General features: G+C 64.7%; 11 protein-coding genes, 1 tRNA gene and 1 pseudogene. 6 read left to right on the top strand and 7 right to left on the bottom strand.

The genetic code is table 11. From position 1 onward, the window contains the following. Positions 1-113 precede the first annotated feature (113 nt). Together P1U75_RS04925 and P1U75_RS04920 are read right to left on the bottom strand one after the other, a co-directional pair. Positions 114-461, bottom strand: a pseudogene (locus tag P1U75_RS04925) (biotin carboxylase N-terminal domain-containing protein); the annotation flags it as partial. Between the two features lie 104 nt (positions 462-565). Further along, the gene (locus tag P1U75_RS04920) at positions 566-1,720 is read right to left on the bottom strand and encodes an alpha-hydroxy acid oxidase (protein ID WP_300240461.1); all 1,155 of its coding nucleotides are present in this window, start codon (positions 1,718-1,720) and stop codon (positions 566-568) included. 228 nt (positions 1,721-1,948) lie between these two features. Here P1U75_RS04920 and P1U75_RS04915 point away from each other — a divergent pair, with 228 nt between their 5' ends. Continuing rightward, a complete protein-coding gene (locus tag P1U75_RS04915; protein ID WP_300240457.1) occupies positions 1,949-2,524 on the top strand; it encodes a transposase in 576 nt (191 codons plus the stop codon). Positions 2,525-2,846: 322 nt separating this feature from the next. Here the strand turns inward: P1U75_RS04915 and P1U75_RS04910 are convergent, their stop codons facing one another. After that, on the bottom strand, positions 2,847-3,323 hold the full coding sequence (locus P1U75_RS04910) for a hypothetical protein (protein ID WP_300240455.1): 477 nt from the start codon (positions 3,321-3,323) through the stop codon (positions 2,847-2,849). Positions 3,324-3,425: 102 nt separating this feature from the next. Next, positions 3,426-5,621 carry an excinuclease ABC subunit UvrB gene (uvrB, locus tag P1U75_RS04905; RefSeq protein WP_300240453.1) on the bottom strand — a complete coding sequence of 732 codons (2,196 nt, stop codon included), beginning with the start codon at positions 5,619-5,621 and terminating at the stop codon, positions 3,426-3,428. A 213-nt stretch (positions 5,622-5,834) separates the two neighbouring features. Between uvrB and P1U75_RS04900 the strand changes: the two genes are divergently transcribed. The 3 genes from P1U75_RS04900 (at position 5,835) to P1U75_RS04890 (ending at position 6,745) form a co-directional block, all read left to right on the top strand. Further along, on the top strand, positions 5,835-6,146 hold the full coding sequence (locus tag P1U75_RS04900; protein WP_300240451.1) for an ETC complex I subunit: 312 nt from the start codon (positions 5,835-5,837) through the stop codon (positions 6,144-6,146). 7 nt (positions 6,147-6,153) lie between these two features. Continuing rightward, positions 6,154-6,678, top strand: coding sequence for a GNAT family N-acetyltransferase (locus P1U75_RS04895; protein ID WP_300240449.1), 525 nt, complete (start codon positions 6,154-6,156; stop codon positions 6,676-6,678). Beyond that, positions 6,669-6,745, top strand: a tRNA-Arg gene (locus P1U75_RS04890). The genes P1U75_RS04895 and P1U75_RS04890 overlap by 10 nt, the downstream gene beginning before the upstream one ends. Positions 6,746-7,067: 322 nt before the next feature. On the opposite strand, the gene P1U75_RS04885 is transcribed toward P1U75_RS04890, so the two are convergent. Next, positions 7,068-8,381 (bottom strand): glutamine synthetase family protein, encoded by a 1,314-nt coding sequence (locus P1U75_RS04885; protein WP_300240447.1) that lies wholly within the window; start codon positions 8,379-8,381, stop codon positions 7,068-7,070. A gap of 184 nt (positions 8,382-8,565) precedes the next feature. On the opposite strand from P1U75_RS04885, the gene P1U75_RS04880 reads away from it, so the two are divergent. Together P1U75_RS04880 and P1U75_RS04875 are read left to right on the top strand one after the other, a co-directional pair. Beyond that, the gene (locus tag P1U75_RS04880) at positions 8,566-9,408 is read left to right on the top strand and encodes an N-formylglutamate amidohydrolase (RefSeq protein WP_300240445.1); all 843 of its coding nucleotides are present in this window, start codon (positions 8,566-8,568) and stop codon (positions 9,406-9,408) included. Further along, entirely contained in the window at positions 9,405-10,058 is a 654-nt protein-coding gene (locus P1U75_RS04875) for an isochorismatase family cysteine hydrolase (RefSeq protein WP_300240443.1), read from the top strand. The genes P1U75_RS04880 and P1U75_RS04875 overlap by 4 nt, the downstream gene beginning before the upstream one ends. 22 nt (positions 10,059-10,080) lie before the next feature. On the opposite strand, the gene P1U75_RS04870 is transcribed toward P1U75_RS04875, so the two are convergent. Together P1U75_RS04870 and P1U75_RS04865 are read right to left on the bottom strand one after the other, a co-directional pair. After that, complete coding sequence (locus P1U75_RS04870; RefSeq protein WP_300240441.1) at positions 10,081-11,055, bottom strand: quinone oxidoreductase; 975 nt, start codon at positions 11,053-11,055, stop codon at positions 10,081-10,083. A 5-nt stretch (positions 11,056-11,060) separates the two neighbouring features. Continuing rightward, positions 11,061-11,471 (bottom strand): carboxymuconolactone decarboxylase family protein, encoded by a 411-nt coding sequence (locus tag P1U75_RS04865; protein WP_300240439.1) that lies wholly within the window; start codon positions 11,469-11,471, stop codon positions 11,061-11,063. Positions 11,472-11,483: the final 12 nt, after the last annotated feature.

Here is an 11,483-nt window from a genome sequence, read left to right as displayed (position 1 = left end):
CCCGGCTATGGCCTCTTGTCCGAAAACCCCGATTTCGTCGATGCCTGTACCGAAGCGGGGATCACCTTCATCGGCCCCAAAGCCAAAACCATGCGCGAATTGGGCGACAAGGCCAGCGCGCGCATGGTCTCGGCCTTTGGCCCGATGAAGGCGATACCGGCGGCGGTGCAGGCATCGACGAAATCGGGGTTCTCGCTGAGCAGGCCATAGCCCGGATGGATCGCGTCCGCCCCGCTCTCGCGCGCCACACGGATGATCTCCTCGATGCTCAGATAGGCCGCGACCGGCCCCATCCCTTCACCGATCTTGTAGGCCTCGTCGGCCTTGAACCGGTGCAGCGAAAGCTTGTCCTCCTCGGCATAGATCGCCACCGTCCGCTTGCCCATCTCGTTCGCCGCCCGCATCACACGGATCGCGATCTCGCCTCGGTTCGCTATCAGGATCTTGCGGAAGTCGGACATGGGCACCTCAGTCTCGGCTTTGTGTTGCACCGCAGCATACGGCGATTTTGCCATGCTTATATGGGTTCGGCGGACCTGGCCAGAATGGTTGCGCTATCGGCCGGTCAATCCGATGCTGCAGGTGCAACCGGGATCGGAGCGGGCAAATCGGCGAGCGTCTTAACCCCCATCTGGCCCATGTTGGCCGCCATATCCTTGGCAAGGATGTCGATCAGATGCGCCGGCCCGCGCGGCCCCAGCGCCGCCAGCGCGAAATGAAAGGCGCGGCCGAGCATGACGAAATCGGCGCCGAGCGCGAGGGCGCGCAGGATGTCGAGCCCGCCCTCGATGCCACTGTCGAAAAGGAGCGGCAGGCGGGTGGCCGCGCGCAGCGCCGGCAGCGCCTCGATCGCGCCGGGGGCGCCGTCGAACTGGCGGCCGGCGTGGTTGGAGACCCAGAGCCCGTCGATGCCCAGTCTTTCAAGCAGCTCGGCATCCTCGGTGCGCAGCACGCCCTTGACGATGAAGGGGCCGTCCCAATGGTCGCGCAGCCATTTGACATACTCCATGTCGGGGGAGGTGCGCAGGAGATACCCTATATGTGCGGTGGGCGGCAGGTTGGAATTGCTCTCGATATAGCGGTCTAGCGTGCGCATCCGTGGCATCTCGCGCCGCGCCGCCATGCCCAGCGCCCAGGCCGGGCGGGTGGCGATTTGCGCCAGAATCCGGGGGGTTAGCCGCGGCGGCTGGGTCAGGCCGGAGCGGGTCTGACGTTCGCGGCGGGAGGCGACGGGCACATCGGCGGTGAGCACCAAGGTGGTGAAGCCGGCGGCGCGGGCGCGGGCCAGCAGATCGGTGCGGATCTCCGGCTTTTTGGGCGGATATAGTTGGAACCAGGCGTTTTCCCCCAGATGTTGTGTGATGTCCTCGGGGTTTTGGGCGGCGACGGTGGAGAGAGTATAGGGAATCCCGGCCTCGGACGCGGCGCGGGCGAGCAGCGCCTCGGCGCCCGGCCAGATCAGCCCGGACATGCCGATGGGGGCGATGCCGAAGGGCAGGGGAAAGCGCCGGCCCAGCAGCGTCGCGGAGAGGTCCGGCGCCTGCGGCCCCTTCAGGATGGCGGGGAGGAAACCCAGCGAATCCAATGCCTTGCGGTTGCGCGCCTTGGTCGCCTCGGTTCCCGTGCCGCTGTCGAGATACTCCCAGACAAAGCGCGGAAGGCGTCGTTTTGCGCGCCACTTCAGGTCCATGACCCCGGGAAAGGTGCTGTGCAGATCCATGCGCCGTATTAGTCGATGCGGCGGCGGTCTTGTCCAGATGCGGCGATGCGGCAGGGGCGAAATGGGGAGTTTCGGGCGCGTTTTGTACGGGTTTCCGCGGCGCGGCGCGGCCGGGACGGGCGGTTCGGGGAGTTTCGGGCACGTTCTGTACGCTCGGGCCCTCGCTTCGCGCTCCGGGGCAGGCTCCGATTAACCCCCGGTTAATCGCCGTCCCGGCACGCTGTCCGGATGTCCGCCTATCGCCGCCTGCGCCGGTCCGGCGCCAGCTATTTCTTCACGGTCAATCTGGCCGACAGGTCCGCGCGCCTGCTGGTCGAGCATATCGACCTGCTGCGCGGCGCCTATGCCGCGATGATCCGCGACAGGCCGGTGGTCTGCGACGCGATGGTGATCCTGCCCGGCCACCTGCACGCGGTCTGGACCCTGCCGGAGGGGGACGCGGATTATTCGGTCCGGTGGGGCGCCCTCAAGGCGCGGTTCACGCGGGGGGTGTGCCGGGCGGGGGTTTGCCCGCCGCAGGAGTTGCCGGTCGTGCGGGCCGGGCGCCATGCCGGGCTGAAGCCCGGTCTACGCAGACACAAACGCGAGGCCGGAGTCTGGCAGCGGCGGTTCTGGGAACACATGATCCGGGACGAGGCGGATTACCGGGCGCATGTGGAATATTGCTGGGGCAACCCGGTGAAACACGGGTTCGTCGCGCGGGCGGCGGATTGGCCGTTCTCCTCGATCCACCGGGATATTCGGGCCGGCCGTGTCGGGCCGGAATGGGTTGGCGGGGAGGTAGAGGGGGAATTCGGGGAGTAGGGCGGCGGGGTAGGGCGCGGGTCGGGCGTAGGGCGTAGGGCGGGCTTCAGCCCGCCATGGCATCGGGTCCACCCCGGCGGGGCTTTCGTCGGAATGGGGCTTTGGTTGGCTGGATGGCGGACGTAGGGCGGGCTTCAGCCCGCCCCGGTGGGGGGCACGGGAAAGAGGTATTGGTTGGGTCGGGTGGCGGGCTGAAGCCTGCCCTACGGGTTGCTGCCCGCAGGGAACTTCGGAGAAGGCAGTGGGCATACCGCCCACCTCATTTCCCAATCAAACCACTCTCGTCAGAGGGCAGATTGCTCACCCTATGGAATGCGCATGGCTATTCCTCGGACATTTCGAGTTGCAAATCTGTAATTTGCGCGGAGATACTTCCCTGGTTAGCTTTCCAAATCGTCCCATCGGCAAAACGAGCAATATCGATATACGCCACTGCCGTTCCATATCTGCGAAATAGATATGCCGAAAGCGACCGCCGTTCCCATACTGGATCTTGCGTGCTTCCAACCTTTATTCCGGACATATCGTAACCAACAAACGGAAGATCCATGCTTCGCTTAAATGCATCGAATACTTGGATGCCCACGCCATAGGCGACAACATCTTGCTCCCCAATATTTTCCACAACAAACCTATGAACAATTGACCCGTCACCGATTCCTCTAGCCGGGGATTTGTAGTTTGCACTATAGCTCGAAATTCTCAATGGTGCGCCGATTTGCTCTAGTATCTTGATTTCAGTAGCTTGTGCGACCGTTGCCAGGCACAAAATAAAAAGAAGTGGAAAAATTTTTCTCATGATACAACACCTCATGCTTGTTAAAAAAATATACCACAATTTTAACGAAAGTCCATGCCGCCTCATCTGTCCCGTTTCTCTTTGCCCGGCGCTACCCAAAAATCACCGCCCCCTACGCTTCACCCCGCCGCGCTGCCCCGGCCGGCCGGCCGTGGAGCGGCCGCGCGCGGTGACGGCGGCCTCGCTGGCGGCCTCCACCGCCGATTGCCGCGCCAGCGGGTCGTCGGCGATGGCAAGGTCCACCGCCTCCAGCCGCTTGACCTCGTCGCGCAGGCGGGCGGCCTCCTCGAACTCCAGGTTCTCGGCGGCCTTGCGCATCTCGGTCCGCAGCCCGTCCAGATGCGCCTCCAGATTAGCGCCGTGCAGCGGCTTGTCGACCTTGGCGGTCACCCGGTTCATGTCCGCGTCGCCCTTGTAGAGGCCCGACAGGATGTCCTCGACGTTCTTCCTGATGGTCGCGGGGGTGATGCCGTGTTCCTGGTTATAGGCGATCTGCTTGGCCCGCCGCCGGTCGGTTTCGGCCAGGGCGCGTTCCATGGATCCGGTGATCCGGTCGGCGTACATGATGACGCGCCCCTCGGCGTTGCGCGCGGCCCGGCCGATGGTCTGGATCAGCGAGGTTTCCGAGCGCAGGAACCCCTCCTTGTCGGCATCGAGGATCGCCACCAGCCCGCATTCGGGAATATCCAGCCCCTCGCGCAGCAGGTTGATGCCGATCAGCACGTCAAAGGCGCCAAGCCGCAGGTCGCGCAGGATCTCGATCCGCTCGATGGTGTCGATGTCCGAATGCATGTAGCGCACGCGGATGCCCTGTTCGTGCATGTATTCGGTCAGGTCCTCGGCCATCCGCTTGGTCAGGGTGGTGACCAGGGTGCGGAAGCCGTCGGCGGCGACCCGGCGCACCTCGTCCAGCAGGTCGTCGACCTGCATGTCGACCGGGCGGATCTCGACCATCGGGTCGAGCAGGCCGGTGGGGCGGATCACCTGTTCGGTGAAGATGCCGCCGGTCTGCTCCATCTCCCACTTGGCCGGGGTGGCGCTGACGAAGACCGATTGCGGGCGCATCGCGTCCCATTCCTCGAACTTGAGCGGTCGGTTGTCCATGCAGGACGGCAGGCGAAAGCCGTGTTCGGCAAGGGTGAACTTGCGCCGATAGTCGCCCTTGTACATGCCGCCGATCTGCGGCACCGAGACGTGGCTTTCATCGGCAAAGACGATGGCGGTATCGGGGATGAACTCGAACAGGGTGGGGGGCGGCTCTCCGGGGGCGCGGCCGGTGAGATAGCGCGAGTAATTCTCGATCCCGTTGCAGACGCCGGTGGCCTCGAGCATTTCCAGATCGAAACTGGTGCGCTGCTCCAGCCGCTGCGCCTCGAGCAGCTTGCCCTCGCCGACCAGTTGATCGAGCCGCTGGCGCAGCTCTTTCTTGATGCCCTGAATCGCCTGCTGCATCGTCGGTTTCGGCGTGACGTAGTGGCTGTTGGCATAGACGCGGATGCGCTCGAAATTGTCGGTCTTCTCGCCGGTCAGCGGGTCGAATTCGGTGATCGATTCCAGCTCTTCGCCAAAGAAGGAGAGTTTCCAGGCGCGGTCCTCGAGGTGGGCGGGAAAGATCTCCAGCACGTCGCCGCGCACCCGGAAACTGCCGCGCTGAAACGCGTGGTCGTTGCGCCGGTACTGCTGGGTCACCAGATCGGCGATCACCGCGCGCTGGTCGTATTCCTTGCCGACCACCAGATCCTGTGTCATCGCGCCATAGGTCTCGACGCTGCCGATGCCATAGATGCAGGAGACCGAGGCGACGATGATCACGTCGTCGCGCTCCAGCAGCGCCCGCGTGGCCGAGTGGCGCATGCGGTCGATCTGCTCGTTGATCTGGGATTCCTTCTCGATATAGGTGTCGGAGCGCGCGACATAGGCCTCGGGCTGGTAGTAGTCGTAGTAGGAGACGAAGTACTCGACCGCGTTGTCGGGGAAAAATCCCTTGAATTCCCCGTAAAGCTGCGCCGCCAGTGTCTTGTTGGGGGCCAGGATGATCGCCGGGCGCTGGGTCTGCTCGATCACCTTGGCCATGGTGAAGGTCTTGCCGGTGCCGGTCGCGCCCAGCAGCACCTGGTCGCGCTCGCCGTCCCGCACCCCCTGGCTGAGTTCGGCGATGGCCGTGGGCTGGTCCCCGGCCGGCTGAAACTCGGTCTCCAGAACAAATCGCTTGCCGCCCTCCAGCTTGGGGCGCGATTTCACGTCCGGGGCGGGCGCGTGCATCATCGGCTGCGACTTGTCGGAATGGGCGTAGGCCATGGGGGGAATCCTTTTCTCGCCCCGATCTTGGTCACTTTTTGTTCCAGATCAAGGGCACCCCGCCCGCCGGGGGCAAAGAAAGCGCGCGTATCCGGGCGTGGGTCTGTTCGCGCCTGCTCCACGACGGGCCTGCGGCCCGGGGCGAAAACGAGCCTTGCCGCGCGGCAGCGGCTGTCGCATATAGGGGTCAGTCAGACTGCACGGAGAGAGCCCATGCGCGCACGGATTTACCGACCGGCCCGAAACGCCATGACCTCGGGGATGGCCAAGACGCGCGACTGGGTGCTGGAATACGCCCCGGCCTCGGCCCGCGATGTCGATCCGCTGATGGGCTGGACCTCGTCGTCGGACACCCAGGCCCAGGTGCACCTGCGGTTCGAAAGCAAGCAGGCGGCGCTGGATTATGCCGAGGCGCATGGAATCGATGCCAAGGTGATCGAACCGCACCAGCGCCGGACCAACATCCGCCCGCGCGGCTATGGCGAGAATTTCGCCACCGACCGGCGCGTTCCCTGGACCCACTGAAACCCGCTTGACCGGGTTCTCGATCCGCGCCGACAGGCCGGGCAGCCCCGCCGCGCGGGGGCTGCTGGCGCGCCATCTGGCGACAATGCGCGCACAAAGCCCGCCCGAGGCCGTGCATGCGCTGGACGAGGCGGGCCTGTCCGGGCCCGACGTACGGTTCGTTGTCTTGTGGGAAGGGGATTTGCCGCTTGCCATGGGGGCGCTGAAACGGCTTTCGGACACCGGGGGCGAGCTCAAATCCATGCATGTGGCTGCCGAGGCGCGCGGGCGCGGGGCCGGTGCGGCCATGCTGAGGCACCTGCTGGCGCTTGCCGCCGACATGGGGATGTCCCGGGTCAGCCTCGAAACCGGAAGCTCCGCCGATTTTGCACCGGCGCGGCGGCTCTACGCGCGCCACGGCTTCACCCCCTGCGCACCGTTCGCAGGCTACGCGCCCGATCCGCGCAGCAGTTTCATGTCCCTCGAGCTTGGCCAAGTTTCGCTTGAACCCAACGGCCAAAGCCCGCAAAAGTCACGCCCAGCGGTCCCATAGCTCAACTGGATAGAGCAGCTGACTTCTAATCAGCAGGTTGAGGGTTCGAGTCCTTCTGGGATCGCCAATTGGATCAATGACTTGGGTTTAAATCGGAAGCGCGTGAAATTCGACGTGTCCGTTTGGTGTCCGGTGTCTCAAATACCTTGCAAATGTCGTGACCGCGAAGTCCTTGAAGATTAGATCGCACAAGATCCCGCTGCCCTTTCAGGAAGGGCGACCCGAGGGGCTGACCGCTGACGGCGTGGTCGCGGGGTTTCAATACAGGCCCTCGCAGGGGGGGCATCGGCGCCGGTCAACCCAAGGAAACCGGGCGCCGGCGGAACGACCGGACTGAGAATTCCCACCTGCCATTTGGACGGCGGGAAAGAGCGGGTCGGGCAAGTGGATCAGTAGACATCGCGATAGGCCGCACAGCGTTCCGCGTCGGTCATACCGTCGAGATGGGCGATTTCACAGCGTTTATGGGCGGTATAGAGCTCGGCGAAGCCTTTGGGGAACCATCCGGTTACCGTCGGGTTCTGTTCGAACCGGCACAGGGCCTCATCCAAGGTCTGCGGCAGCCGCAGATAGCCTCGGCGGGCGAGGTCTTTCGGCGGCACAAGCGACAGGTCTTCGGATGTTGCCTGCGGGGCGGGCAGGGCGTCTTCGATCCCCTGCGCCCCGGCATGCACGATCGCCGCGAGCGTCAGGTACGGCGAGGCAGAGGCATCGGCGGCGCGATACTCGAAATTGTACTGGCGCGCCCGGGTCTCGGCATCGCCGGATTGCACCGGGCAGATGCGCACCGAGGCTTCGCGGTCGCGGAAGCCGAGATTGTTGAAGGCCGCGCTCCAGCGGTGCGGGGTCAGGCGCAGATAAGAGATGTCGGAGGCGGCGGTCAGGGCCACGATCGCGTCGAGGTATTTCAGCACGCCGGCAATGAAGGCGCCGGTCAGTGCCGACATGCCCGCAGGCCCCTCTTCGTCATAGGTGACGGGTGCGCCGGAGGCGTCGGTGAAGCTCATGTGGATATGAACCCCGTTGCCGACGCTGGCCGGATCGAGGATCGGCGAGAACGAAACCCTTTCGCCGCAGCGCAGGGCCGTCATCCGCGTCAACTCGCGCAGGATCACCGCGTGATCGGCCGATCTGTGCCCTGAGGCGGGGCCATTGGTGGCCTCGTACTGTTCGGGGCCGTATTCCTTCATGAAAGTGTCGGTTGTCAGCCCGCCCTGTTCCAGCGCCGCGAACAGGGCCTCGCCAAAGTGCCGGCGTCGGCTGAACCCGCCGAGCGTATAGGCCTCGCCCGGGGCGGCAGTGCTGTCGGGGAACTGGAACTCATGCTCGAAGGCGCTGACCAGAGCGATACCGCCTGCCGCGTTCAACCGGGCCAGCGCGGATTTGAGGATGGAGCGGGTGCAGAACGCCCACGGGGTGCCGTCAAGCTCCTGTATGTCGCCGATCATGAATCGTTCGACCGTGCCGCCATCGCCGAAATCAACCTCAGCGCCGGCCTTCGGGTCCGGGATGATCTGGAGATCGCCAAGTGCTGCGAACGGGCTTGGCGCAATGGTGTCAAAGCAGGTGATCTGCACATTCGTCGGGGTCCAGCCAACCCCGCGCCGCAGCCGCTTTTCGAGATCCGAGACCGGAAAGGCCTTGCCGCGCGTCTTTCCGGCGATGTCGGAAATGGCCGCGAAAACGAGTGGTTTGGAGATCATCGTTTCATCCTTCGCCTGTGCCAGCTCCAGGGCCTGGGACGACCCGGGGAGAATGATGAAAGAAAACCGCCGGATATGAAAGCGTTGCGGTCCGGAAAGGACGAGGCATCTGCGCCCGTCCGGCTCAGCCGTCGCGGCTGTTGCGCCACAGTCGGGGAACTTGTGCGGCAGGGCGCCAGCGCCATTGACCAACCCCGCGGTTCGGCCGAAGAATTGCGTTGGCCGAACGGGTATTGCAGAACCGAAGACGGGGACGGATGTGCAGGAAACTGGCGATCTTCTGGGACCGGGTGACCCCGACCCCGTGGACGAGGTGAATCCGCAGGGCTCTGCGCCTGTGCTCTTGGTCTGTGAACACGCGGGCCAGACCGTGCCGGCAGCTCTGGGCAATCTCGGGATCACCTGCGCCGATCTCGATCGTCACATCGGCTGGGATATCGGGGCAGGGGCCGTGACCCGTCTGCTGGCCGAGGCGCTGGACGCGCCCGCCATGCTGCAGCGCTACAGCCGCCTGGTGATCGACTGCAACCGGCCGCCGGATGCGCCGGACGCAATGCCCGAGCAAAGCGACAAGGTGGTCATCCCCGGTAATGCCGCCCTGTCTGCGCAGATGCGCGAGGCACGGGTGCGGGCGATCTTTGATCCTTTCCATGCCGGGATCGGGCATCGGCTCGACACCGGCCGCTTTCGCGCCGCGCTGTCGATCCACAGTTTCACACCCGTGTTCGACGGTGTACGGCGCCCCTGGGATATCGGCCTGCTCTACCGCCATGACACCGATACATCCGAAAGGTTGCGGGCGCATTTCCAGCGCCGGCACCCGGAACTCAACGTCGGCATGAACCAACCCTACCAGGTTGACGATATGTCCGACTGGTTCGTGCCGCGCCATGGCGAGGCGCGCGGTATTCCGCACAGCCTCATCGAGATTCGAAACGATCATATTTCGACGCCCGCCGGCCAACAACGCTGGTCCGAAATTCTGAGTGGCGCAATCCGCCACCTGCTGTACGAGGACGCCCCATGACCGAGACCCTGACCCGAGACCTGCCGGTGATACCCGGCCAGGCGGCGCTGCTGTTCATCGATGTGCAGAACTTCAGCGCGCACCGCGAAGGAGCGGAATTCGCGGGCCTGCCAGAGCAAGAGTTCGAGGAGACATACGGATGGTTTTTCAGCGAGCTGGAGGGGCGCGTCATCCCGAACATGCAGCGCCTGCAGGGCGCCTGCCGCACCGCCGGGGTCGAGGTGATGTATACCACCATCGAAAGCCTCACGCTGGACGGGCGTGACCGGTCGCTGGACTACAAGATCACCGGTTTCCATGTGCCGAAAGGATCGTGGGACGGCAAGGTGATCGATCAGATCGCGCCGCAGGGCGACGAGATCGTGCTGCCGAAATCATCGTCTTCGGTGTTTATCTCGACCCATATCGACTATGTTCTGCGCAACCTCGGTGTTCGGCAGTTGATCGTCAGCGGGCTGGTCACGGATCAGTGCGTTGAAAGCGCGATCCGCGATGCCTGCGACCTGGGGTATCTGGTGACCCAGGTGACCGATGCCTGCCTGACCTACAGCGCCGACCGGCAGGCCCATTCGCTGCGCACGATACAGGGATATTGCCGCCAAGTGTCCACCGACGACCTGGTCGGGGAACTGGCGCGGCCCCGCGGATAGACGCGCCGCCCGGGGTGGTGCCTCAGACGATTAGGATGGTCGATCCGCTGGTCTGGCGCGTTTCCAGTGCGGTATGCGCGGCGCCGGCTTCGGAAAGCGGGCGCCGGGTCGCCGCGTCGAGCCGGATCGTGCCATCCAGGATCCGGGTAAACAGGTCATTCGAACGCGCCAGCAGTTCGTCGCGCTCCACGATGTAGTCGAACAGCACCGGCCGGTTGGCGGACAGCGAGCCGCCGGCGGCAAGATCCGACAGGGCGAACCCGGTGATCATCCCCGAGGACTGGCCGAAATTCACGAACATGCCGCGCCGTTGCAGGCATTTGAGCGACCCGCGCCAGGTGTCGGCGCCGACGCTGTCATAGACCGCGGCACAGCCCTTGCCATCGGTCAGTTCGGCCACCACGGCGGCGAAGTCTTCGGTGCGGTAGTTGATGACATGGTCGTAGCCATGCGCCAGGGCGAGCGCCACCTTCTCTGGCGTGCCTGCCGTTCCGATCGCCCGCGCCCCGAGCGTGTGCAGCCATTGCCCGAGGATCAGCCCGACGCCGCCGGCGGCGGCATGAACCAGCACGGTATCGCCCGCCTGCACCTTGTACGAGCCGGTGACCAGGTATTGCGCGGTCAGCCCCTTGAGCATTGCGCCCGCGATCAAGACCGGATCAATCCCGTCGGGCAGGCGCACCAGACGATCGGCTGCCACCACCCGGTGCATCCGATACGCCCCGTGCGGCAGGACATAGGCAACCTTGTCGCCGGGGGCGAGATCGCGCACCCCGGCACCCACGGCCTGCACCACGCCGGATGCTTCGGCGCCCGGGATCATCGTCTTTTCCGGCCACGGATATAGACCGCTGCGGAAATAGACGTCGATGAAGTTCACCCCGACGGCCGTCTGTTCCAGCAAGACCTCGCCGGGACCCGGTGCAGCGACCGGGAGATCCACCCATTCCATCACCTCGGGGCCGCCGGGGCCGTGGGCGATCCAACCTTTAGACATTGTCATCAGCTCTCGACCAGGAAAGCGTCATCGACCGGCAGTTGCATGGCCGTGACCAGGTGATTGGTCTGTGCCGCCAGCCCGATGATCGTGAGAAGTTCGGCGTGCTGCTCGGGTGTCATGCCCTTGGCCTTGGCCGCAGCGGTGTGGGAATGCACGCAGTAGGTGCAGCCGTTCGCCGTCGAGACGGCGATATAGATCATTTCCTGGAAGGCCGGGGTCAGGGCGGTATCGCCGGTCATTGTGGCCTTCAGGGTTTCCCAGGTGCGCGCCAACGCGACCGGATCATTCGCCAGCCCGCGCCAGAAATTATTGATGAAGTCGGTCTTGCGCGTTGCGCGGATGTCGTCGAACACGGCTTTCACCGCAGGAATCGCCTCGGCCTCGGCATCGCTCAACAATTTTACTGTCGCCATGTCTTCCTCCTA

Source organism: Antarcticimicrobium sp. (genome assembly GCF_029212575.1).
Lineage (GTDB): Bacteria > Pseudomonadota > Alphaproteobacteria > Rhodobacterales > Rhodobacteraceae > Antarcticimicrobium.
The sequence above is the reverse complement of the archived record's forward strand: the minus strand, read 5'-3'. Positions and strand labels throughout refer to the sequence as shown.

Bases quoted from the DNA above. Each gene is read 5' to 3' on its own strand.
- P1U75_RS04920 (WP_300240461.1), bottom strand. From the start codon at position 1,720: ATGGATCTGCACAGCACCTTTCCCGGGGTCATGGACCTGAAGTGGCGC.
- P1U75_RS04915 (WP_300240457.1), top strand. From the start codon at position 1,949: ATGTCCGCCTATCGCCGCCTGCGCCGGTCCGGCGCCAGCTATTTCTTC.
- P1U75_RS04910 (WP_300240455.1), bottom strand. From the start codon at position 3,323: ATGAGAAAAATTTTTCCACTTCTTTTTATTTTGTGCCTGGCAACGGTC.
- uvrB (WP_300240453.1), bottom strand. From the start codon at position 5,621: ATGGCCTACGCCCATTCCGACAAGTCGCAGCCGATGATGCACGCGCCC.
- P1U75_RS04900 (WP_300240451.1), top strand. From the start codon at position 5,835: ATGCGCGCACGGATTTACCGACCGGCCCGAAACGCCATGACCTCGGGG.
- P1U75_RS04885 (WP_300240447.1), bottom strand. From the start codon at position 8,381: ATGATCTCCAAACCACTCGTTTTCGCGGCCATTTCCGACATCGCCGGA.
- P1U75_RS04875 (WP_300240443.1), top strand. From the start codon at position 9,405: ATGACCGAGACCCTGACCCGAGACCTGCCGGTGATACCCGGCCAGGCG.
- P1U75_RS04870 (WP_300240441.1), bottom strand. From the start codon at position 11,055: ATGTCTAAAGGTTGGATCGCCCACGGCCCCGGCGGCCCCGAGGTGATG.
- P1U75_RS04865 (WP_300240439.1), bottom strand. From the start codon at position 11,471: ATGGCGACAGTAAAATTGTTGAGCGATGCCGAGGCCGAGGCGATTCCT.